Raw genomic sequence first — 22,833 nt, 5'->3', positions numbered from 1 at the left:
GGCCCATGAGCCCAAAACAACGAAGGAGAAACGCAGGACCTTGACCACTACGACCAGCACAAACGATACCTAAAGGCGGGTCACTTCTCGGTGGAAACGCCGGGTCAGCTCTCAGTGGAAATCAACAATCAGGGTCTGGGACCCGGTCGTGCGGATGTTCCACTGGGGTCTGGTGGGCCTGTTCGCGTTTTCCTTTCTGACGGGCGACGAGTGGAAACAGGCGCATATTCTGTCCGGCTACGCCATCGTCGGTCTCCTGCTCGTGCGGATCATCTGGGGCTTCGTCGGCAGCCATCACGCGCGCTTTTCCAACTTCATCTACGATCCGATCACGACCCTCGGCTTCATGCGTGACAGCCTGGCCATGCGCGCCAAGCGCTACATCGGCCACAATCCGGCCGGAGCCGCGATGGTGTTCGCGCTGCTCCTCGCGATCTCGGGCATTGCCACAACCGGGTACATGATGACGACGGACGCCTACTGGGGAGTGGAATGGGTGGAAGAGGCGCATGAACTACTGGTCAATTTGACGCTTGGTCTCGTGGGCCTTCACATCGCAGGCGTCCTCCTGGCAAGCATCGAGCACAAGGAAAACCTTGTCCGTGCGATGATCACCGGCAGGAAGCGAGCCGATTGACCTGGATCGGCGTCGCGGCCGAGTAGGACCTGAAGCCATGGAAGACACCTGGGTTAAGGACTTGTTGCTCGCTTGACCGAGCTGATCTCGTCCTAGCGTCTACGAACGACCACGGGGCGCGCAAGTGGACATCCTGGCTTCGTCAGCGGCCTGAATGAAAGCCTTGCGCGCGGTCTCCTGCGAGACATGCCCACTTACGGCCGCGGCGCAGATCTCTCTCGCGAATGCGTGTTTTCTACGCGAGCCTTTCCATCGGTTGGCGAGAAACTCGAGCGCCTCGCTCGCTCCGCCAACAGCCTCAGGGGCGTTCATTCCCACCTGGACGAAAACAGGTTCCGACCAGGTTCCTTCAATCTGTTTCTGGGACGTCATCCTCGATCTCCTGAACGTTTCGAACTGCGAGCGGGGCATCATGACGAGGGCCGGACCACGATCAGGCGCTGGCTGATGGCGTCAGGATACCGCGTTCGACCGGCGTGGACGTTGATATCGATCAAGCCAGGCATGATCGCACCTGAAATCACCTTGTTCTCGCCTTAGCCGGCTCGCTCCTCGGTGTCGCTTCAGCCGCGATCGTTCCTCGGTGACGCAGGTGGCTGACGTCGCAATTATGGGGCGGCGCGAAGGCGATCAGTCCGTCCTCGACGACTCGAACCATTCAAGCGGTTTGATCCAGCGCAATGTGTGAAGCCAGTAGGCAGCCTATTCTCAAAGGCTGCTCCAACTCGTGGAGGACAACGCTTAAATAGGAGATTCAGGATGTCCATGTTCAGACTGCCAACGATCGCTCTGCTGACCTTGCTCGGTGCCGTCGGTGCCATGGGCAGCGCCTCCGCCCAGACGAAAAGTCCAGACACGGCCCAGTCGGAGGCTAAGCCTGAGGCCGAAGGATCGGAAATGATGCCAGGCATGATGGGCCGCAACATGATGCCATCCGGCATGTACCCAGGAATGCGCATGATGGGGCCAATGCGCGGTCATATGATGAAGATCATGTTCGTCATCGCCGATAGCGATGGGGACGGCGCAATTTCTTTCGAAGAATTGACCGCAATCCACAAACGCGTCTTCGACGCGGTCGATGCAAACAATGACGGCAAAGTCACACCTGAAGAAATGCAGGCATTCATGCAAGACATGTGATTGGACGCTGGGCATTTGCCGGCCGTTGCATGGGAGCCTAAAGGAGACTTCTCATGACCTACACGCTCGATAGAACGCTCTGGGCGACCAGTTTCGATGATGCGGTCGGCAGGACCAAAGCGGCTCTCATCAAGCACGGTTTCGGTGTTCTGACGGAGATCGATGTCAAGGCAACCATGAAAAAGAAGATCGACGCCGACATCGATGACTACCTCATCCTCGGAGCCTGCAATCCGCGCATGGCGTTCGAGGCGATGAAACTGGAACCGAAGGTGGGGGCCATGCTGCCGTGCAATGTCATCCTGCGCGGGGTCGATGGCGGCAATGTCATGGTGAGCGCCATCGATCCGGTCGCATCCATGCAGGCGATCGACAACGAAATGCTGACCAGTCTGGCAGGCAGGGTCCGATCGATGCTCGCCCAGACGGTGGCCGAGATCTGACGATTACGAGTTCCGGCCCCCGAGTTCTGAGGAGTCGAACTGGCGTCGGCTCCTCTTTCGTTGCGACCAGAACCGCAACATCCTAAAAACTCACCCCGTCCTCAAGCTGGGCGTGCAGGAGGGGGCGGAAAGTTACCCGTCAGACTGCGGTGCCAACCAGCGCACCGATCCCCGCCGTCAATGCCATAGCGAAAGCGCCCCAGAAAGTGACGCGGGTGGTGGCCCTCCAGACGTTGGCGCCGCCCGCTTTCGCACCGATGGCGCCCAACAGTGCGAGGAAGGCCAAAGACGCGGTTGCAACGGTATAGATCAGCACTGAGGCGGGTGAAAGTACAACCATGAGCAGGGGCAATGCGGCCCCCACCGCAAACGTGACGGCCGACGTCAAGGCCGCCTCAACCGGCCGGGCCGCCATATGTTCGACGATACCGAGTTCGTCGCGCGAATGCGCGTCGAGAGCATCATTTACGGTCAGTTGGATCGCGACTTGCCTGGCCAGCTCGTCGGTAAGACCGCGTTTGACGTAGATCTCCGTCAGCTCCTCGTACTCAGCTTCGGCTTGCGTCTCCAACTCGATCCGTTCTCGCGCGAGATCGGCTTCCTCGGTGTCCGCTTGGGAGCTTACCGACACGTATTCGCCCGCCGCCATGGACATTGCGCCCGCGACCAGACCAGCGACGCCTGCTACCAGGATCTGCGAGGGTCCGGCGGACGCGGTAGCGACGCCCATGATCAAGCTCGCCGTCGAGACGATTCCATCGTTTGCGCCGAGGACGGCAGCCCGTAGCCAGCCGATGCGGGAGACCAGGTGATGTTCCGAATGCAGTCTGCTCATGCGCGTCTCCAGGACAAAGTCGATTTTGACGTAGTGAGTGCGAGATTAACCGATGAGCGCAACGTCGATCACGAGCAACGCGGCACGCGATCACATCTGCGACGGGCACCCAGAACGGGCAAGTGAACACACCTGGAGGCAGCGCAATGGTCTCGGTCATCTTTATGCGGATCAGCGCCAGGTTTTTGAATTCAATACCGGATCTCGGCCATCAAGGATTTGACCACGATCAACTTACGCAGACTTCCAGTTGGAAAGGCGCTTGTGTGAACGTCCGGTTATCCTGGCGCGCGCTTCGAAGGGAGGCGGAATTCTGGCACGCAGCGCCGTGCCATGGCCAGAGAAGCCTGAGCGCCGGCAATTGCGTTACATCAATGCCGAGTCGAGACGGATGGAGATAGATGATTGCAATCGTGGCGGTTCGCGAGAGATGGAGCAGGACATGACGGCACAATATTTTCTCCCGCTGGCAACATATCCCGATGCAAGTTCCGGATTGATCATTTCGAACGCTGTAACGTTTGCTGGGTATTATAGCGCGCATCTTCACGCGTGTGCGCTAACAGTCGCGATTCCGCACATCCCCAACGCATGGTCGTCGTTGCTGCTCGATACTCCGAAGATGATCGAGCATGCCGAGACTGTGAGCCGCGATCGAGCCGCAACGCTGGTTTCATCGGCAACGAACCTCGCAGCGAGCGCCGAGGTTGAATTGTCTAGTCGAACGGTGAAAACCACCTTGCCCCTATTGCACGACACGGCAGCCACGGAGGCACGTTTCTTCGATCTGGCTATTCTCGAATGCATCGCGGACGTTCCGGATACCCGTATTGTCTCCGAAGCGATCATATTCGGATCCGGCCGGCCGGCCATCATCTTTCCCAACAAGGCCCTTGCGGGCCCGATCGACCACCTGGTCATCGCCTGGGACGGAAGCCGAGCCGCCGCTCGAGCCGTCAACGATGCAAAGCCATTCATTCGCAAGGCCAAGCGGGTCTCGGTGCTATCCCTGACGGGCGAAAAGCCGCTGCCGGAGCCAAGCGGAGCGCACCTTGCTGAGATCCTGGTTGCGAGCGGCGTCAATGCAAGCGCAACGGTCGCTCGCTTTACCTCGTCATCGATCGGTCAGATCATTCAGCAAACAGCACTGGAACTGAGCGCCGATATGCTGGTCATGGGAGGATTCGGACACACAAGGTTGCGAGATTTCGTCCTTGGCGGAGCAACCGATGGCGTATTGCACGAGCCTCTTTTGCCCGTCCTCATGTCACATTGAGGAACTGTGCCCGCTGTGGCGTATGACTGGTTTCGGCTGCTATCGAGCGGCGGGACCTTACCGGCTTCGAACGGCGTGGACGTGGGTATCGATCAAGCCAGGCACCTTCGATGCGAAACACGAAGCTTTGACAACCATCAATGACGTCCCCCTGGCGGAGACGATAATCGGCGAAATCACATACGGAGTTCGCCATGGATATCCCCGTTCTTCCTTCTCCTCCCCCTTCGTCCGCTTTAGAGGTCGCGATCCCTGCATACTGGACGAGATCGCCCTCGGAGCTCGGCGCTGCCCTCGCCACGTCCCTCCAGGACGGGCTGACGACCGCCCAAGCCGAAGAACGCGTGCGACGGTTCGGACCGAACTCTCTTTCCGATGAAAGCCGTGGAGGCATGCTGGCAGACTTCGCGCGCCAGTTCAAAAGTCCGCTCGTGCTCGTGCTGGTGTTCGCAGCGCTCGTCGCGGGTGGCGTCGGCGAAGTCCACGACGCCATCATCATCGGCATCATCATTCTCGCTAGCTGCCTCCTGGGTTTTCTACAGGAACATGGCGCGCAACGAGCGGTCGAGGCGCTGCGACAGCGAATTTCTCTCACTTCAAAGGTCCGCCGCGACGGCGCCGACAAGGTCGTGGCCGCAGTCGGCATCGTGCCGGGCGACCTGATCCTGCTCTCGGCCGGGAGCCTCGTGCCCGTCGATGCAGTTGTCATCGTCGCGCAGGATCTCAACGTCAGCGAAGCGACGCTTACCGGAGAGACTTTTCCCGTTGCTAAGGTGCCCGGCGTTTCGACCAAAGACGCCGGTCTTGCGGACCGTTCCAACTGCGTGTTCACGGGAACCTCGGTTCGGAGCGGCACTGCGACTGCGCTTGCGATCGCGACCGGCCCCCGCACGGAATTCGCACGGATCGCCAGCGCCGTTGCGCGCCAGATTCCGGAAACGGAATTCGCGCGAGGTGTTCGGCATTTCGGATTTCTGATGACGCGGATCATGCTCTGCATCGTCGTCGTCGTATTGGTGGCGAATCTCCTGCTTCACAGACCTATCGTGGACTCTCTGCTTTTCTCGCTCGCGCTTGCCGTCGGCCTGACGCCTGAGCTGCTGCCTGCGATCATCAGCGTGACGCTGGCGCGCGGCGCCCGGACGATGTCGAAGTCTGGCGTGATCGTCCGCCGCCTCGATGCAATGGAGAACCTCGGCAGCATGGACGTGCTCTGCACCGACAAGACGGGGACACTCACCGAGGGCGTCATCCGCCTCGACAGTTGTGTCGACCCGCAGGGCGTCGTCTCGCCTGAAGTGAGGCGGCTGGCACTTCTCAATTCAGCGTTTCAATCGGGAATGAAGAATCCTCTCGACGACGCCGTGACGGCCACGATCGCAGCGGGGGAGATTTCTTCCGAGGCCCGCAAGCTTGCCGAGATCCCCTACGATTTCTCGCGCAAGCGACTATCCGTAGTCGTTGCCGTCAGGGGCGGTCCGCCGCTGTTGATCTGCAAAGGAGCGGCCACCAACGTGATCGACGTCTGCGCGGCCGTCATGACCGCGGGCCGCGAAGTGGCCTTGGACGACAATGTCCGCAAACGGTTGGACGATGCCTGCCGGCAATGGGGAGAAGCAGGCATGCGCGCGCTCGCGGTCGCCACCCGGCCCATATCCGAAGCAGCTCCCGCAATCTCGAGGGAAGACGAATCCGGGCTTTGCCTGAAAGGTTTTCTGCTCTTCTCGGATCCCCCGAAGGCTAACATTTCAGCCGTAGTAGCAAGCCTCGTGGAACGAGGGGTGCGGATCAAGGTGATATCGGGAGACAACCGATATGTCGTCCAGCATCTCGCGTCGTCGATCGGAATCGACGGTTCCCGCATGCTCACGGGGAAAGAGGTCGGCCGCATGAGCAACGACGCACTGTTCAGCCGTGCGGGGAAAACCGACCTGTTCGTCGAAATCGACCCAAATCAGAAGGAACGGATCGTGGCAGCCCTCCGCAAGGCCGGACACGTGGTCGGATATCTTGGAGACGGGATAAACGATGCGCCCGCCCTTCACGAGGCGGACGTCGGGATTTCGGTGGACGGCGCGGCCGACGTCGCCCGCGAGGCTGCCGACGTCGTCCTGATGCGGCAGGATCTCGCGGTCCTTTCGAAAGGCGTGGACGACGGACGCAGGACCTTCACCAACACGATGAAGTACATATCGATCGCGACCAGCGCCAACTTCGGCAACATGATCAGTATGGCAGCGGCGTCGCTCGTGCTGCCATTCCTGCCGCTCCTTGCCAAGCAGATACTGTTAAACAATCTGCTGTCGGATCTGCCGGCGATGGCAATCGCCACGGACAAGGTCGATCAGGCAGACCTTCGGCGTCCGCAGCGTTGGGACATCTCCCGCATCAAGAGGTTCATGCTGTGGTTCGGGCCGCTAAGTTCTCTCTTCGATCTGGCGACGTTCGTCGTTCTGCTGACAGTGTTTTCCGCCGGACAGGACGAGTTCCGCTCCGCATGGTTCGTTGAATCGCTCATGACGCAGTTGGCGACCATGCTCGTCATCAGGACGCCGGGTCCGATCTGGAGGAGCCGGCCCAGTCCGCTGCTATTCGGCACGGCGATCGCCGTCGGTGCCGCGGGAGTGACCATCCCCTACACCGCGGTCGGCGGGCTTTTTGGTTTCGTTCCGATCCCCCTCGAAATTCTCACAGTGCTTTTGGGTATCAGCTTGTTCTACGTAGCAGCTCTCGAGACCGTGAAGATCTTCTACTTTACGACGCTGTCAACGGAGGACCATTCACAGCCCCGAACATCACGCCGTCGGCCTCGCACTCGAACAAGGCGCCATTCAAAATAGGCGCGATCGCTCAGCGCGGGAGCGCGGAATCTCAAAATGCACTCATATTTCGTGGTTGCCAGCGCCATCGAACTTCGCGGCGTCCCTGATGAGCCGGAACTTCACCTGGGTCACTCTGAGGTCACGATACCAGTCCACGATCGCCCCCCAAGGATCGACGATCTTCGCCAGTCCCGAGACGAAGGCGACGACGGTGCCTATCTCGGTCTTGCCGGTGACAACATAATATCCCCCGAGGACGAAAATGCCGACATAGCCCAATTGCGCCATGAGATTCATGAGAAAGTTCATGGCGTACTTGTAGCGGTAGATCTCCATGTTGGCTGAGAAGATCGCTCCGATGCGCGAAGTTTGAGGATCCTCTCCCTGGCCACCTTCGATCGCATGCACCATGCCTTCGCTGACGTCGCGCATGATGGCGACCTTCGCCTCGACCCGGCGGTTGATCGCGGCCTGCATCATCGGGACGAACGCAATCTGCGGGGCGAAGGTCGCTGCGACGGCCAGCATCATCAGCGGCTGGAGATAGATCAGGTAGCTGCAGACGGTGACAAGGATGCCGACCTGCAGCAGCGGCTCGGAGATGCTGGTTCCAACGAAACCGCCGACCGGCTCGGCTTCCGCAAGAACAATCGACAGCTCGACGCCCTCGAGCATGGATTCTGACGGCGGCGTCTCGGCCCGATGCAGAACACGCGCCCGCAGCCAGAGCGTGCCCTTCTCGCCCACCCAGCTTCTGTAGAGATTGAGGGTGAATTTTACCGCGCCCTCCAACACTGCCACCGCGAGATAGAGGGATACCAGAAAAAGAAGCGTCCCGTATGACGCTTGCTGGGTCGCCTCATTGACGATCCGGCGCTGGAGTTCGAGAGGCGCCGCGCCGATAACAAACAGAATCAGGGACAGCCCGGCGATCAACGCCTGATGACGCCTTCCCATCAGCCAGATGAAACCGAACAGGTCGGAGGGCATCGAATCCGTCGCGCTTCCGGTCTTTTGCGAGACGCGGCCCGGCAATCCAATCCTGGAGGGCCAAATGTTCATCGCGCACTCACGGGTCAGAGAGAGAGCGCTCGACGCGCCCGCTTCGAGAGTCGTCGGACGGTTTCACCAGCAGGACGCCCACGACCGTCCCGACCATGAGGATCAGGATGACGAGGAGAAGCCTCGACATGACGGCGTCTGCGATGACCCTGACAAACATGACGTAAACTTTCCGTGGACTTCATCGTTTGAGGGGGCTCACCATGCGGAAGCCAAGGTGATCTTGTTCACCACGCCGCCGACGCCGCGGACGCTTTCCGCCGCCACCCTGGCCGCTGAGCGTTCCAGCTCCGTCTCGACCTCTCCCCTCAGGGTGACCACCCCGTTAGAGACGGTCGCATTGACCATGGGGGGCGTTATTTCAAGCTCGGCGTCCAGGCGGCTACGAACTGCGATCCCGAGGGCCTCGTCGCCGGAAGCGGTGCACTGCCGTGGAACATCGAGAAGCGCTCGCATCAAGTCGCGACGGCTGATCATTCCGGCGAGCCTGCCGTTCTCGACGACGGGCAGGTGTTTGATGTCGTGGGCCTGCAGGAGTTCCGCGAGCTGGCTCGTGGTGGCGGTGGGGGCGGCGCTGATGACAGGCGTCGACATCACGTCCTTGACGCGCCAGCTTCGGGCCTTCACATAGTCCGCCAGTGCGTCGTCGCGGTCGCGCGTATGCGGCACCGCCCGTCTGGCCCAAGACGACGCCACCCGGCGCAGCAGGTCTCCCTCGGTGACGATGCCCGTGAGCCGACCTTCGCCATCGACGACGGGCACCGCGCCAATCTTGCTGGCGTTGACGATCTCGACGGCTTCCCTAACGTTATGTCCCTCGTCGATCGTTACGGGGGTCGTCATGATGTCTTTAGCAAGCATCGCGCAGTCTCCTTGTTGACCGGACGATTACGGATCCAACACACGTCGAGCGCATTGACGTGGATCAAGCCGGACACGAAGCCACGGGAGGCCACCTTCGCGCGTCGGCGTCTCCGGAGCTTTCCGACGAAGTGCGGCACCAGGCTCGCCGGCATTGCAACCTTTTGCAGGATCAAGACGTTATGGTTCGGTCTCGTCCTCGCGCGGCACACCAAAGTCTTTCCGCGCCGCCGCAAGGAGTCCTATGCAGCATCCTGTCAAGCTGGTATCCGTCGGTACCGCAGTCCCGCCACATGTCATCGACCAGCGTGACGCGGCGCGAGCTTCGCACGCCGCGTTCTCATCCCGATTTGGCGATTTCGAAAAATTGGCAAAGGTGTTCGAAACCTCGGGGATTCAACGACGCTACGGCGTCCGGCCGATCGAGTGGTATCTCGAGACGTCGGGATGGCCCGAGAGAAACCTCGCTCATATCGAGGGCGCGGGTGCGATGTTCGTGTCCGCCGCCAGTAAAGCGCTGGCGTCGGCTGGCCTGGCCGCAGGCGACGTCGACACGATCGTAACGGTCTCCTCGACTGGTATTGCGACACCTAGTCTGGAAGCGAGGGTAAGCAGAGAGCTGGGTTTGCGGGACGACGTCGAGCGGGTGCCCGTGTTCGGCCTCGGCTGTGCCGGCGGAGTCTCCGGGCTGTCGATCGCGTCACGGCTGGCGGCATCCCGGCCAGGCTCGGTCGTGCTGCTGGTCGCGGTCGAGACCTGCACATTGGCATTCCGGATGGACAAGCTTACGAAGGCGAATATCGTGGCGACCGCCCTCTTCGGCGACGGGGCCGCCGCCTGCGTGGTCCGCGCCAGCGAGGCCGGTCTGGCCGAGGTTGAATTTGCAGGCCAGCATACGTGGCCCGACACGCTGGACATCATGGGGTGGATCGTCGATACGGAGGGTCTAGGCGTGATCTTCGACCGTGCCATACCACCGTTTGCAGAAACTCACGTCTTGAAGGGCGTGACATCCATACTTGCCCGATCAGATCTCACTCCTGCCGACGTTGACCGGTTTGCGTGCCACCCCGGTGGATCCAAGGTCATCACCGCCTTGGAGGCGGCACTGAAACTGGGCCAGGGAGCCCTCGACCGGGAACGTGAGGTTCTCTCGGACTATGGGAACATGTCGTCGCCAACCGCGCTGTTCGTACTCGAGAAGCTTCTCGCCCACGGACTACCCAGGCGAACTGTCCTGACGGCGATGGGGCCGGGCTTCACGCTTAGCTGCCTCTCGTTGAAGGCTGCAGCATGATCGCCTCGATCATTCTTCTCGCTGCGGTCACGCTCGAGCGGCTCGGGGAGCGGCCTTTGGCGGTTCGCATGGAACACGCCCATTCGTCTGGAGTGGCTTGTGATTTTCGCAGTTTTCCAAGTGGCCCGGCTGTGGAGACTCTTCACGCTCGGGCGTCGTTGGACCACGAGGATCATCGTGGTTCCCGGAGAGGTCCTTGAGTCGCCGAGGGGCCTTACCGGTTTGTGCGGCATCCAAACACGTCGTGGTGGTGGGCGAGATTGCAACACTTCCACTCTGCATCGGATTGTCCGGCCTCGCGTTGCTATTTTCAGTCGCCAACGCCATGGTCCTGACGATCCGCATCAGAGCGGAGGACGACCCTCTTGCAGCATCGGATTCCTGATGGCAATGAACCCGGCGTGCAGGCGCTCGACACAAACTCCTATCGCCGGGCTCGTGTGCGACATCCGCCCGGACCAGACCTGCGGGGCAACGACTTGGCACGGATCAGCCGACAGTCATGCGTCTCAAGACATTCGTCTTCCAATAGAATTGATGGACTAACGCGCCAAGGACGTGGGCGACGATCAATACCCACAGTATCACCTTCAGCACCTCGGCATGAACGTCGCCCGCACCATCGTAACCAAGGTAGAACGCTGCCATCCCAGTTACCGGCAATGCCACAAGAAGGAAGTAAAGGGCCGCATGAGCGGCCTTGGCAGCCAAGCCGAAGATCGCGGGTTCCTGGGGAGGTGCCGGAGGGGCTCCCTGGACGAAACGGAGGACGAGGCGAATGCCGATCAGAAACAGTATTGCGGTGCCGACGTAGGCATGGATGTTGGCGCCGGCCACTTGTTCGAGACTGGCTGAACCCGTCCGCCTAACGGACCGGCGCCACTCGCTCATCCCGTCCGGAAGGACCAGATTGTAAATGACGAGCGCCGCCGTCAACCAGTGCAGGATGCGCTGCGGCAAGGAGTAGGATGCTAAATTGGCGGTATCGGGTGGCATGGCTCGTCCTCCAACTCACTATCTATTGAAGCCGTGCGCCCCGGCTCCGATGGTCGAGTGTTATGGTTTCACTTTTTGCTTGATCCGCAGGTCCCGTATTTTCAAGATTGGCGGATCTCTCAACAGCGATTTCCAAACAAAGTGCTCAGTCGCCTTAGGAGCGTGCCCAGCGCCAATTCTGGATCTCGGGCATGTCTTCTCCACGCTCCCGCACGAACGCCCGGTGCTCGTCGAGCTTTGCATGCAGGTCTGCGATCACGTGTGGCACCTTTTCGGCGAGATCGGGCACTCGCGCAATCGCCTCGAGAGCGAGATGATACCTGTCCAGCTCGTTCAATACGGTCATGTCGAATGGCGTCGTCGTCGTTCCCTCCTCCACGAACCCGCGCACGTGAATGTTGCCGTGATTGGTGCGCCGGTAAGTCAACCGATGGATGAGATAGGGATAGCCGTGGTAGGCGAAGATGACCGGCCTGTCCTTCGTAAAGATACCATCGAACCGCCGATCGTCGAGGCCATGGGGATGCTCCTTGGGATCCTGCAGCGCGAGCAGATCGACGACGTTCACCGTCCTGATCTTGAGATCTGGTATCGCCTCGTGCAGCAGCATGACGGCCGCTAGAATCTCCATGGTCGGCACGTCGCCCGCACATGCCATCACTACGTCCGGCGCGATCGTATCGTTCTCGAAGCTAGCCCAGTCCCAGACGCCAATGCCCTCCTCGCAATGCTTCACCGCCTCGTCGATCGTCAGGTACTGGGACTCCGGCTGCTTGCCGGCGACGATCACGTTGACGCGGTCGTATGTCTTCAGGCAGTGATCGCCGACCCACAGCAGCGTGTTGGCGTCCGGCGGTAGATAGATGCGGACGATGTCGGCCTTTTTGTTGGCGACCAGATCGACGAAGCCGGGGTCCTGATGCGAGAAGCCGTTATGGTCCTGTCTCCAGACATGCGACGTCAGGAGGTAGTTGAGAGACGATACCGGCTCCCGCCAATCCAATGCTCGCGAAACCTTGAGCCACTTGGCATGCTGGTTGAACATGGAGTCGATGATGTGGATGAAGGCCTCGTAGCATGAGAAAAGGCCGTGGCGGCCGGTCAGGAGATATCCCTCCAGCCATCCCTGGCAGAGATGCTCGCTGAGAACCTCCATGACCCGTCCGTCTCTGCCGAGATGGACGTCGTAGTCTTCGATCTCTTGCATCCAAACGCGGTCAGTCTGCTCGAACACCGCGCCCAGCCGGTTCGACTCGGTCTCGTCCGGCCCGAAGATCCGGAAGTTTTTGGCCTCGGCATTGAGCCGCATGACGTCCCGCAGATACCGTCCTAAAATCTCCGTCGACTGCACCTGCGTGGCGCCACGAACGTCGATCGCGACAGCGTGGTCGCGAATCTCCGGTAGCTGCAGCTCCTTGCGCATCCTTCCGCCGTTTGCGTACGGCGTCGCTCCCATGCGCTTCTCACCAGTCGGCGCCAGGGCCCGCAACTCGTCCTTGAGCCGCCCGTCCGTTTCGAACAGGTCGTCGGGATGATAGCTTCGCATCCAGTCTTCAAGGATTTTTCGGTGGCCGGCATCCCCGCGGCAATTGGCGACGGGCACCTGGTGGGCGCGCCAGAAACCCTCCACCTTCTTGCCGTCGACCTCCTTCGGCCCGGTCCACCCCTTGGGGCTGCGAAGCACGATCATGGGCCACCGCGGCACGCCGGCCGCGGGCGACCCGTTCCTCGCCGACGCCTGCAAGGATTCGATGACGTCGAAGGCCCGGTCGAAGGCGGCCGCCATCTGCCGATGCATGTCCGCCGGCTCGTGGCCCTCGACGAAGATCGGCTCATAGCCAAATCCAACGAACAGGCTGCGGAGATCCTCGTCGCTGGTCCTCGACAGGATCGTAGGATTGGCGATCTTGTAGCCGTTGAGGTGCAGGATCGGCAGCACCGCGCCGTCGCGAGCAGGATTGAGAAACTTCGTCGAATGCCAAGCCGCCGCGAGAGGTCCTGTCTCCGCTTCGCCGTCGCCGACCACGCAGGCTACCACGAGGTCCGGATTGTCGAACGCGGCGCCGAACGCGTGGACCAGCGCATATCCGAGTTCGCCGCCTTCGTGGATCGAACCGGGGGTCTCCGGGGCGACGTGGCTGGGTATGCCTCCCGGAAAGGAAAACTGCCTGAACAGCTTACGCATGCCATCGGCATCCTCCGAGATGTCGGGATATACCTCGCTGTATGTCCCCTCCAGATAGGTGTTGGCAACCATTCCCGGCCCGCCGTGGCCAGGCCCGCACACATAAAGGACATCTCCGTCCCGAGCCTTGATGACGCGGTTGAGATGGGCGTAGATGAAGTTGAGGCCGGGCGTCGTTCCCCAATGTCCGAGAAGGCGGGGCTTGATGTGTTCCGGCCGAAGCGGCTCGCGCAGAAGCGGATTGTCCATGAGATAGATCTGGCCGATGGACAGATAGTTGGCGGCCCGCCAGTAGCGGTCGATGAGTTCGAGCTCGCGCTCGGTGGGCGGTGGGCTTCTACGTTCAGACATGTTGGTATCCTTAAAGCCTGTGGCGGCTGATGACTTCGATCGCTTCGTCGGCGATCACCTGTTCCTCGTCGGTCGGAATGACGAGGGCGACGATTTCGCTTTCTCTTCCGCTGATCACGGTCGCGTTCATCTTGTTCGCGGGCTCGCTCAACGAGAGACCCAGCCAAGCCAGATGGTGGGCGACGCCAGTGCGTATCTCTGGCTGATGCTCGCCTATGCCGGCGGTGAAGACGACGGCGTCCACGCCGCCCAGAGAGACGGCGAGCCTTCCTATCTCGCCGGCAATCCTGAAGCAGAAGAGGTCGAGGGCTTCCCTGGATGCCGGATGGAAGTCCTGCAGCAGGACACGGACGTCGCCGCTTTTGCCGGAGACGCCGAGCAGGCCGCAACGGTGATAGAGGAAATCCTCAAGACGATCCGCGTCGTGGAAATTGTTGCGCAGAAGATGGACGACGGCGCCCGGATCGAGCGAGCCTGGCCGGGTCGACATCGGAATTCCGTCCAGCGGGGAGAAGCCCATGCTGGCGTCTATGCTCACGCTGTCGACCATGCCGCAGAGGCTCGCGCCGCTTCCAAGATGCGCACAGATGACACGGCCGGCGGCCAGGTCGGGATCGTGTTTCCTGAGTTCGCCGGCGACGTATTTATAGGAAAGACCGTGGAAGCCGTATCTGCGGACCCCGGCGTCGTGCAGCTCTCTTGGAATGGCGAGCCGTGCGGCAAGACTGCTCTGCGACGAATGGAATGCGGTATCGAAGGACGCGGTCTGCGGTATGTCCGGATATGCGCTCCGGACTTCGCGGATGATGGCAAGCGCAGGAGGGAGGTGCACCGGCGCAAGATGCGTCAGGTCTTCCATCCTGAGGACGACCTTGGGTTCCAGCAGAACGGGGCCATCGAAGACCTGTCCCCCATGGACGATGCGATGGCCGGCAACCACGGGGTCGAATCCTCTGCGGACGATGCAATCGACGACCTGCGAAACCAGCCGCGCGTCGATCGCTGTCCCGGACGGAAGATTGACAGTCTCGTCCCCGTTAGAAAATCGGAATGTGAATCTTGAGTGGTCTCCGAGCGTGGCAACACCGCCTCCCAGCCGGAGTGCCCGACCGTCCTTCAGCCTGAAGACGCCGACCTTGAGGCTGGAGGACCCGGCATTGAAAGTGACGGCAACCCTATCCATGGCCCGAAGCCCTGGAGCGTGCCGTCCCAGCAGACTTCGCAGCCACCTTCCTTGCTGCCTGCCTGGCTGCCTCCTTGCTTGCCTCTTCGAAGAACTCGCATGCGTACTCGAGGACGGACGTCTCGTCTTCAGACGACAGACCGAACGGCGCGCACTGCTCCTTCATGGCCCGCAGGACCTTCTTCTTTAACGCAGCGACCGCAAAGGCATTCTTCGAAGCGAGAACCTCCCTCAGGCAGGTTATAGCGACGACCTCCAGGACGGTAAGCTTGCCTTGCACCTCACCCTGGGTCGGTATCGCGAAGCGTTCTCCGCCGCGCTTGCAGTCACGATCCATGATTAACATTGCCGTCTCTCCTCCCTTCGGCCGCCGAAACATCGTCCGGGTCCAGTGCGCGTCGAAGCCTGCGCAGCACGACCGCGCGACCCTTCTCGTCGGCGACGGATTTCAGACGATCGGACAGGTCCAGAACGAACCGCTGATAGTCGTTGTTCCAGTCGGGTTTGCCGGACACGACCGGCTTGATACGTGCGGGCGTCGTGTCTTCGATGAGGCGTGCACCCGCCGGTGAAAGCTCGTAGGCGTCGTCCAAAGACGGGCAGACGACCTTTAAGGAAACTTGCTTCGGGAGCCGGGCGGACATCGCTTGACGAGCGCTCTCCTCTCCATGGACAAGGAAGATCGCCTTCCGGATCGGTTCCCGACCGGCAACCCACGCATCCAGTTCGCTTGCATCGGCATGTCCGCTGTAGGCGTCGAGCGTGGCCATCCTGGCGCAGACGTGAATCTCCTCGCCCTGGATTCGGACGTCGGTCGTGCCCTCCTGCAGGATGCGGCCGAGCGTCCCCGCCGCCTGGAACCCGACGAACAGCACGGTGCACTCCGGCCGCCAGAGCCAGTTCTTCAGGCGGTGGCGGATCCGCCCCGCTTCGCACATTCCGCTTGCCGCGATGATGATGTGAAAGCCACGGACGAGATCGAGGGCCTTCGACTGCTCGGCCGTCTCGGTGAAGCGGACGTTCGGCGCGTTGAGCGCGCGAAGGAACGCCTTGCCGCCGTGACCGAGGTCCGCCGCATGCTTCTTGAATGCCTCGGTCGCTCGCGACGCGAGCGGCGAGTCAATCATGATTGGGCACCGCGGCACCTCTCCTTCGTCCATGAGCGCGACGAGATCGGTCAGCACCTCCTGCGTCCTCTCGACGGCGAAGGAGGGAATGAGGAGAACCCCGCCGGGGCTGTTCGAGCTCGCCACCACTTCGCGCAGCCGGTCCCGTCGATCTTTCAGGGCGTACTCTTCCCGTTCCCTGTCTCCGTATGTGCTTTCGCAGATGAGGTAATCGACCCCGGAAGGCGCCAGAGGGAGGTTTTCGAACAGCTTGTTGCTCGCGCCGACGTCGCCCGAGAACAAAATTCTTGTCGCCCCGTCGGCGCCGGGCGTCTCGACTTCGATGGATGCCGAACCCATCAGATGTCCGGCATTCCAGTAGCGGAACCTTACGCCGCCGACGGTCTCCCGCCACTCGCCATACTCGACCGCGATGAACTGCGGCAGCATGCTGCGGGCGTCGTCGGCGGTATAGATGGGCTCCACCGTCGCTCGCGCCCTTCTACGATTCCTTCCGTTGAGCTGTCGGACCTCCGACTCCTGGATATGACCCGAATCCTGGAGCATGATCGTGCAAAGGTCGATCGTTGCTGCCGTTGCAAAGATTGGCCCGCCATATCCCGCCTTCGCGAGCTTCGGAAGCAGGCCCGAATGGTCGATGTGCGCATGCGTGAGCAGCACTGCGTCGATCCGCGATGGTACGAAGGGGAATGGCTTGTAGTTGAGCTCCTTCTCCGACTTCGAGCCTTGGAACATTCCGCAGTCGATCAGAATGCGCGTGCCACCGGTCTCCAAAAGGAAGCTCGACCCGGTGACCGACCCTGCGGCGCCGTGGAAGTGAAGGATCGGATCGGCCATGACAACTCCTATGTGTTGTCGGGCACTTTATGGCACCTCGGACGACCGCACGTTGACGAAGGTCAAAGACACGTTCGCGGCTAGCCTGACGGTAAAGTTCGGTGAGATGCGGGCCGTCGCCAGGTCCAATTGACCAAGCGCAACGCGCGAAATTTCGGATGGCGCATCATACCCCGCGAGGCCACCAGGCTTCGGAACCCAACAGGAGGTAGAAATGACGGATCCAGAAATCCAACACGACGTACTCGACGAGCTGGCGTTCGAACCCAGCATCGACGCCGCCCATATCGGCGTGTCGGTGGAAGATGGCATCGCGACCCTCTCCGGTCATGTCTCGACCTATGCCGAGAAGCTGACCGCGGAGGAGGTTGCAGCGCGGGTGAAGGGCGTCCGGGCGGTGGCCGTGGACATCGAGGTGCGGCGCGTAGGTCACAAGCAGCATGCGGACGACCAGATCGCATCGCGAGCGATCGACATCATCGCCTGGACCACGGCGCTCCCGGAGGGACCGGTTCATGTAAAGGTCGAGGACGGCTGGGTGACGTTGTCGGGCGAAGTGCGCTGGCAGTTCCAGAAAGCTGCCGCCGAGCATGCCGTCAGGAAGCTCGGTGGCGTCGTCGGCGTCCTCAATCTGCTCACGATACGGCCGTGCCCGACGGTGCCGGACGTCCGCCGTCGGATTGAAGACGCGCTGAAAAGGAGCGCCGAAGTCGACGCTGGCAGCATTTCGGTCAAGGTTCAGGACGACAAGGTCGTTCTCGAAGGCGGCGTGCGCGCCTGGCACGAGCGCGGCGTCGCCGAGCGGACGGCCTGGTCTGTTCCAGGTGTTGCCACCGTCGAGAACCACATCCGCATCAACTGAAAAAGAGGGAGGGGTCACCCCCTCCCTCTCTCCGCGCCCACCGTACGCCACCCCCTCGGCGTAGCGGAGGGTTGACCCTCAGGCCGCCTTGACAGTGATCTTCCTGCCGTTCTGCTGCCGCTCTGGCGTCTTCGGCAGCGAGACCTTGAGAAGGCCGTTGGAGAAGTTCGCCTCGATCTTCTCGCTGTCCACGCCGCGCGGCAATTCCAGGCTTCGATGGAAGGATCCGTAACGCCGTTCGGAGAGGTAGTAGTCGTTTTCCTTCTCCTCCTTGGTCTCGTTCTTCTCGCCCTTGATGGTGAGAACCCCGTCGGCGAGCGTGACCTCGAGATCCTTGGCGTCCACGCCCGGAAGCTCGGCCGACAGCTCGAAGGCCTTGTCGGATTCAACGAGGTCGACGGCTAGCATGCCGCGCGAGAAAGCGGCCGGCATCCTGCTGAATGCCCGGTCGAAAATCGACGGACTCCCGAAGTCGCTGAAGACGCGGTCGATCTCGGACCGGAGGCTGTCGAGGGGCCACCAGCGGTCGGCGGGCGCCGCCGGCCTTGCTTCTGTCTTTACGGAAAGTTTCGATGCAGAGTCTGCCATTGTCATTCTCCTTCTCTCAAGAATGCCGTCGTTCACAGGCGGCGATGCGCACATAGAACAGTCGATTGCATTCGCGGTCTTTGATCGCCGTCAATCGCCAAGTCTTTTGTCTTTCGAGTCTCCCCAGGCTCAGGATTGACCTGGGACAAGGCCCCGACCGCAGGACCATGCGAACATTCCTCTCGATCGAGGAGGAAAACGTCATGACGTCGGGATATCGAGTCCACCTGCTCCATACGGACGATGCGCCGCGCGCCTACAGCCTGATCCAGGTGGCGGCTCCGTGCTTTTCTGCCGACGATTGGGCGGAAGTCGTGGCGAGCGCCGATCGGTGGACGCTCGTCTCGCTAAAGGATCCGGCAGGCTATGTGCGTGGGCTGGCCGCGTACAGGATCGGCACGCATCCGATCGCCGGACGATTGATGGACGTTCCGATCTTCGTGGCGGCGAGCGTCATCGACGACGTGACCGTCGCGGACGTCCTGTTCACCTCGTTGAGAAGGCGATCGGCGGGATGCGATTTCATGCGGCTCTGGGGGCGGTTTCCAAGCGATTTCGCGGAGATGGAAGACGAGGACAAATTTTGTCGGTGGGATCATGGCCTGATGGTCAGGGTCGACCAGAAACCGTCTCCGGCCTTGCTGTGAAGAGATAGCCGACGCCGCGGACGGACTTGATCAGGCTCGGATTGGTCGGATTCGTCTCTATCTTGCGCCGCAGCCTGACGATCAGCGCGTCGATGGTGCGGTCGAAGCCGTCACGGCCACGCTTGTGCGTCAAGTCCATCAGCATGTCGCGCGTCATGACGCGCCCGGCATGGGTGGCGAACACATGCAGCATGTCGAACTCCCCCGTCGACATCGCCACCTCGTCACCGGCCGGGTTGATCACCGACCTTCGTTCCACATCAAGCCGCCACCCTGCGAAGCGCAGCACGTCGGCTTCCGGGGGTGCGGCTTCATCGGTGATGGTGCGTCTTCGAAGGACCGTCCTCACGCGGGCGAGCACCTCGCGGAGATGGAATGGCTTGCCTATGTAGTCGTCCGCGCCGACCTCCAGACCGACGACGCGGTCCATCACATCGTCGCGGCCGGATAGCATGATGATGGGAACGTCCGAGCTGGCACGAATCTCCCTGGCGAGCTGGAGCCCGTCGCAGTCTCCCGGCAGAACGAGATCGAGCAGGACGGCGTCGAATTTCGTACCCGCCATTCTGGCGCGCATCTGCGAGCTGCCGCCGGCCACGTCGACGTCGAACCCTTCCTCGCCGAGATATTGTGCGAGCATTCTTTGGATCCGGACATCGTCGTCTACGACAAGTATGCGGGTCCGCCTGACAGTTCCGCTCGTCATCCCGGCATTCTCAGTTGTTACGGATTGTTACACGATCGCATCAATTCTTACGCTCCTCGCATCCCCGTGTCATCAGACTTCGGTCAAATCCATGCCACGCAACGACAGAGGGAGCCAGGACATGCAAGCGGCATCGAACATTCACTCACTCGAACGACAATTGGCGCACGGAACGATCGGCTTCGCGCCGCTGTTCATGCGCCAGACCATCGAGACCGCCCAGTCGGGAACCACGATCTTCTTCGAGGGCGACGCCGCCTGCCACGTGTTTCGCATCGTGCGCGGGAACGTGCGCATATGCCGCTTCCTCTCGGACGGCCGCCGCCTCATCATCGGCTTTCTTGGCGCGGGCGACCTCGTCGGACTGTCTTTTCGCAACCGCTACATGTTTGCAGGCGAGGCGATCGACGAAGTGTCCTTCTCCCGGATGAACAAGCGAACGCTGGAAGAGGAACTGCAATTGGTGCCCGAGTTGCGGCTTCAGCTTCTGTCCCAACTACGCGACGAGATTTCCGCAGCGCAGGACCACATGCTCCTACTGTCCCACAAGAACGCCGAGCAGCGCGTCTGCACCTTCCTGTTGCACCGGCTGGAACGGAACGAGGGGCGGGACGGCCGGACGATCAGCCTGCCGATGGTCCGCACCGACATCGCCGACCATCTCGGCATGACGATCGAGACGGTGTCGAGGACGCTTACAAAGCTGGTCGCCAAGGGCATACTATTGCCTGCGGAGAAGCATCAGTTCAAGGTGGTCAACCGGTCGGCATTGGCCCGCGCCGCCGACGAAGACCCGGACGACGACTCTGAAGATGCAGACTCTGGAGCACGCTATGCTGGAACACGCTACCAGTGAGACCGACCTGGACCGGATCGTGCGCATGTTCGACGGGGCCAACCTCATCGTCCACGGCTTCGACGGCGTCATCCAGCGCTGGACCTCGGGCTGCGAGCAGCTCTATGGATGGTCCGCCGCGGAGGCCTTGGGAAAGGTGGTCCACGATCTCCTGGACACGCAGTTTCCGGCGGAGGTGGAGGAGCTTCGAGCCAATGTGCGTAACAATGGGTTCTGGACCGGACAGGTCGGGCACCGGCGAAAGGACGGGGTCAGACTTGCGGTCGTGTCGCGGTGGACCGTTCTCGACCTTGGCGATCCGGATACGCTCATCGTCCAGTCCAACAACGACGTGACCCTGATGCAGCAGGTCGGGGACGAGCTGCGGGAGCGGCAGGCTCACCTCCAGTCCATTCTTGATACGGTACCAGACGCAATGGTCGTCATAGACGACAGAGGTATCATCGCTTCTTTCAGCGCTGCGGCGGAGAAACTCTTCGGCTACTCCGCGCACGAGACGATCGGGCAGAACGTCTCAATCCTGATGCCGTCTCCGGACAGGGAGGCGCACGACGGATATCTGGATTCATACATTCGGACCGGACGCCGCCGGATCATCGGCTATGGGCGCGTGGTGGTCGGTCTCAGGAAGAACGGGACCACCTTTCCAATGGAGCTCTCGGTCGGCGAGGCGGTCGCCGGCGGCAAGCGAACCTTCACGGGCTTCGTCAGGGATCTGACGAGCCGCCACCGCGTCGAGGCCGAGCTGCGGCAGTCGCAGAAGATGGAGGCGGTCGGGCAGTTGACCGGGGGGCTCGCCCACGACTTCAACAATCTGCTGGCCGTCATAAGCGGCAATCTCGAAATGCTCGAGGCCCGTCTTGCCGAGCCGGGGCAGTTGTCCCTGCTGCGGGAGGCGCAGTCCGCGGCCGACGACGGCGCCAGACTGACCTCCCAGCTTCTGGCGTTCGGAAGACGGCAAGCTCTCGCACCCACGGTGCTGGACGTCGGCGCCCTGCTTGGAGAATTTTCCGACCTCGTCCAACGAACGCTCGGCGACTCCGTCGAACTCCGGACGATCATTCCTGGGCGGCGGCTGAGCGCAATGGCAGACAAAGCGCAGCTCCAGAGCGCGCTTCTCAACCTGTCGATCAACGCCAGGGACGCGATGCCTGCCGGCGGCCGTCTGACGATCGAGATATCCGGCGTCGAGATCGACGCCGACTACGTCGGGATGTACCCGGCGATCCGCCCCGGCAGATACGTCCTCATTTCGGTCACCGATACCGGCACCGGAATGACATCCGAGGTGAGGGAGAGGGCTTTCGAACCGTTCTTCACCACGAAACCGACGGGCTCGGGAACGGGCCTCGGACTAAGCATGGTCTACGGCTTCGCAAAGCAATCCGCAGGACACCTGCAGCTCTACAGCGAACCTGGCGAGGGGACGACGGTGCGCCTCTTCCTTCCTCGCGCCGTTGGTGGAACGGATTCCCGTCCGGAGGAGCAGCAAGCCAAGGACACCCCCTCTCACGGCACCGAAACCATTCTGGTCGTCGAAGACGACGCGAGAGTTCGCAGAGTGACGGTCAGCCGTCTGCAGACGCTTGGCTACTCGGTGATCGAAGCGACGAACGGGATCGACGCATTGAAGGAGCTGGAGGCGGGGCACGACGTTGCATTGCTGTTTTCAGACGTCGCCATGCCGGGCATCAACGGCGACGAGCTGGCCCGCAAGGTTCGCGAGCGCTGGCCGAGGGTGAAAATCCTTCTCACGTCCGGCTTTTCGGAACCCCATGCTGCGGAGAAGGAGATCGAAGCCGGCGCCGGCTGGCTAAAGAAGCCATACACGGCGTCGGAGATGTCGACCCGTCTCAGGCTACTGCTCGACGCGAGGCATGATAGCGATTCTGGTTGAAGGTGGCATTCCAACTCGGCGAAACGGGTCTCATTCGCGCTGTCGCCGTTGATATACGGAACATCGAGCTCGATAGGCGTCTTGGCGACAGATCCAGTCAACATCCCGGATCGGCCTTTCCAGGCAACAAGCTTTTCCTGACGCTCGCGACGGAGGCTCAGCATCGGCAGGTGCAGAATTTCGTTTCGAAGACGAGAGTGACGCGCCAGTCGGACAAAGCCG

22 protein-coding genes are annotated in these 22,833 nt (G+C 61.4%); 10 read left to right on the top strand and 12 right to left on the bottom strand.

The window, feature by feature from the left end:
* The first annotated feature begins 127 nt into the window (after positions 1-127).
* The gene (locus tag GR197_RS30190; protein ID WP_164016274.1) at positions 128-637 is read left to right on the top strand and encodes a cytochrome b/b6 domain-containing protein; all 510 of its coding nucleotides are present in this window, start codon (positions 128-130) and stop codon (positions 635-637) included.
* A gap of 99 nt (positions 638-736) precedes the next feature.
* On the opposite strand, the gene GR197_RS30185 is transcribed toward GR197_RS30190, so the two are convergent.
* Entirely contained in the window at positions 737-1,009 is a 273-nt protein-coding gene (locus GR197_RS30185) for a DUF982 domain-containing protein (protein WP_018073262.1), read from the bottom strand.
* 387 nt (positions 1,010-1,396) lie between these two features.
* On the opposite strand from GR197_RS30185, the gene GR197_RS30180 reads away from it, so the two are divergent.
* Positions 1,397-1,780 carry an EF-hand domain-containing protein gene (locus GR197_RS30180; protein WP_204330476.1) on the top strand — a complete coding sequence of 128 codons (384 nt, stop codon included), beginning with the start codon at positions 1,397-1,399 and terminating at the stop codon, positions 1,778-1,780.
* A gap of 53 nt (positions 1,781-1,833) precedes the next feature.
* Positions 1,834-2,223, top strand: a complete 390-nt coding sequence (locus GR197_RS30175; RefSeq protein WP_026170997.1) for a DUF302 domain-containing protein — start codon at positions 1,834-1,836, stop codon at positions 2,221-2,223.
* Positions 2,224-2,362: 139 nt separating this feature from the next.
* On the opposite strand, the gene GR197_RS30170 is transcribed toward GR197_RS30175, so the two are convergent.
* Positions 2,363-3,058, bottom strand: coding sequence for a VIT1/CCC1 transporter family protein (locus tag GR197_RS30170; protein ID WP_164016268.1), 696 nt, complete (start codon positions 3,056-3,058; stop codon positions 2,363-2,365).
* Positions 3,059-3,449: 391 nt separating this feature from the next.
* Here GR197_RS30170 and GR197_RS30165 point away from each other — a divergent pair, with 391 nt between their 5' ends.
* Together GR197_RS30165 and mgtA are read left to right on the top strand one after the other, a co-directional pair.
* Positions 3,450-4,334 carry a universal stress protein gene (locus tag GR197_RS30165; protein WP_018073259.1) on the top strand — a complete coding sequence of 295 codons (885 nt, stop codon included), beginning with the start codon at positions 3,450-3,452 and terminating at the stop codon, positions 4,332-4,334.
* Positions 4,335-4,528: 194 nt separating this feature from the next.
* The gene (gene mgtA, locus GR197_RS30160; RefSeq protein WP_157629704.1) at positions 4,529-7,174 is read left to right on the top strand and encodes a magnesium-translocating P-type ATPase; all 2,646 of its coding nucleotides are present in this window, start codon (positions 4,529-4,531) and stop codon (positions 7,172-7,174) included.
* Between the two features lie 42 nt (positions 7,175-7,216).
* Here the strand turns inward: mgtA and GR197_RS30155 are convergent, their stop codons facing one another.
* From GR197_RS30155 to GR197_RS30150, 3 genes are all read right to left on the bottom strand, one after another.
* Positions 7,217-8,146, bottom strand: coding sequence for a multidrug ABC transporter ATP-binding protein (locus tag GR197_RS30155; protein ID WP_032995993.1), 930 nt, complete (start codon positions 8,144-8,146; stop codon positions 7,217-7,219).
* A 79-nt stretch (positions 8,147-8,225) separates the two neighbouring features.
* Positions 8,226-8,378 (bottom strand): hypothetical protein, encoded by a 153-nt coding sequence (locus GR197_RS32160; protein ID WP_018073256.1) that lies wholly within the window; start codon positions 8,376-8,378, stop codon positions 8,226-8,228.
* Positions 8,379-8,416: 38 nt separating this feature from the next.
* Positions 8,417-9,079, bottom strand: coding sequence for a CBS domain-containing protein (locus tag GR197_RS30150; protein WP_204330475.1), 663 nt, complete (start codon positions 9,077-9,079; stop codon positions 8,417-8,419).
* 244 nt (positions 9,080-9,323) lie between these two features.
* Here GR197_RS30150 and GR197_RS30140 point away from each other — a divergent pair, with 244 nt between their 5' ends.
* Positions 9,324-10,376 (top strand): type III polyketide synthase, encoded by a 1,053-nt coding sequence (locus GR197_RS30140; protein WP_164016266.1) that lies wholly within the window; start codon positions 9,324-9,326, stop codon positions 10,374-10,376.
* Between the two features lie 489 nt (positions 10,377-10,865).
* Here the strand turns inward: GR197_RS30140 and GR197_RS30130 are convergent, their stop codons facing one another.
* From GR197_RS30130 to GR197_RS30110, 5 genes are all read right to left on the bottom strand, one after another.
* Positions 10,866-11,372, bottom strand: a complete 507-nt coding sequence (locus tag GR197_RS30130) for a cytochrome b (RefSeq protein ID WP_164016264.1) — start codon at positions 11,370-11,372, stop codon at positions 10,866-10,868.
* A gap of 154 nt (positions 11,373-11,526) precedes the next feature.
* Positions 11,527-13,908: a phosphoketolase family protein gene (locus GR197_RS30125; RefSeq protein ID WP_131606091.1), complete on the bottom strand. Its 2,382-nt coding sequence runs from the start codon at positions 13,906-13,908 to the stop codon at positions 11,527-11,529.
* A 10-nt stretch (positions 13,909-13,918) separates the two neighbouring features.
* On the bottom strand, positions 13,919-15,091 hold the full coding sequence (locus GR197_RS30120; protein ID WP_164016262.1) for an acetate/propionate family kinase: 1,173 nt from the start codon (positions 15,089-15,091) through the stop codon (positions 13,919-13,921).
* Positions 15,084-15,437, bottom strand: coding sequence for a hypothetical protein (locus tag GR197_RS30115; protein ID WP_131606095.1), 354 nt, complete (start codon positions 15,435-15,437; stop codon positions 15,084-15,086). The genes GR197_RS30120 and GR197_RS30115 overlap by 8 nt, the downstream gene beginning before the upstream one ends.
* Positions 15,418-17,055: an MBL fold metallo-hydrolase gene (locus GR197_RS30110; RefSeq protein ID WP_164016260.1), complete on the bottom strand. Its 1,638-nt coding sequence runs from the start codon at positions 17,053-17,055 to the stop codon at positions 15,418-15,420. Before GR197_RS30110 ends, GR197_RS30115 begins: the two co-directional genes overlap by 20 nt.
* A gap of 214 nt (positions 17,056-17,269) precedes the next feature.
* Here GR197_RS30110 and GR197_RS30105 point away from each other — a divergent pair, with 214 nt between their 5' ends.
* Positions 17,270-17,917: a BON domain-containing protein gene (locus tag GR197_RS30105; protein WP_164016258.1), complete on the top strand. Its 648-nt coding sequence runs from the start codon at positions 17,270-17,272 to the stop codon at positions 17,915-17,917.
* Between the two features lie 78 nt (positions 17,918-17,995).
* Here GR197_RS30105 and GR197_RS30100 read toward each other — a convergent pair whose 3' ends face one another.
* Positions 17,996-18,505: an Hsp20/alpha crystallin family protein gene (locus GR197_RS30100; RefSeq protein ID WP_246724729.1), complete on the bottom strand. Its 510-nt coding sequence runs from the start codon at positions 18,503-18,505 to the stop codon at positions 17,996-17,998.
* 203 nt (positions 18,506-18,708) lie between these two features.
* Between GR197_RS30100 and GR197_RS30095 the strand changes: the two genes are divergently transcribed.
* A complete protein-coding gene (locus GR197_RS30095; protein ID WP_164016256.1) occupies positions 18,709-19,152 on the top strand; it encodes a hypothetical protein in 444 nt (147 codons plus the stop codon).
* On the opposite strand, the gene GR197_RS30090 is transcribed toward GR197_RS30095, so the two are convergent.
* Entirely contained in the window at positions 19,115-19,858 is a 744-nt protein-coding gene (locus GR197_RS30090; RefSeq protein WP_130663663.1) for a response regulator, read from the bottom strand. The genes GR197_RS30095 and GR197_RS30090 overlap by 38 nt on opposite strands.
* Before the next feature lie 121 nt (positions 19,859-19,979).
* On the opposite strand from GR197_RS30090, the gene GR197_RS30085 reads away from it, so the two are divergent.
* Positions 19,980-20,714, top strand: coding sequence for a helix-turn-helix domain-containing protein (locus GR197_RS30085; RefSeq protein WP_164016255.1), 735 nt, complete (start codon positions 19,980-19,982; stop codon positions 20,712-20,714).
* Positions 20,692-22,611 carry a hybrid sensor histidine kinase/response regulator gene (locus tag GR197_RS30080; RefSeq protein WP_164016253.1) on the top strand — a complete coding sequence of 640 codons (1,920 nt, stop codon included), beginning with the start codon at positions 20,692-20,694 and terminating at the stop codon, positions 22,609-22,611. Before GR197_RS30085 ends, GR197_RS30080 begins: the two co-directional genes overlap by 23 nt.
* Positions 22,612-22,833: the final 222 nt, after the last annotated feature.

Source organism: Rhizobium phaseoli (assembly GCF_010668805.1).
Taxonomy (GTDB): domain Bacteria; phylum Pseudomonadota; class Alphaproteobacteria; order Rhizobiales; family Rhizobiaceae; genus Rhizobium; species Rhizobium phaseoli_A.
This window is presented reverse-complemented; position numbering and strand designations above follow the sequence as displayed.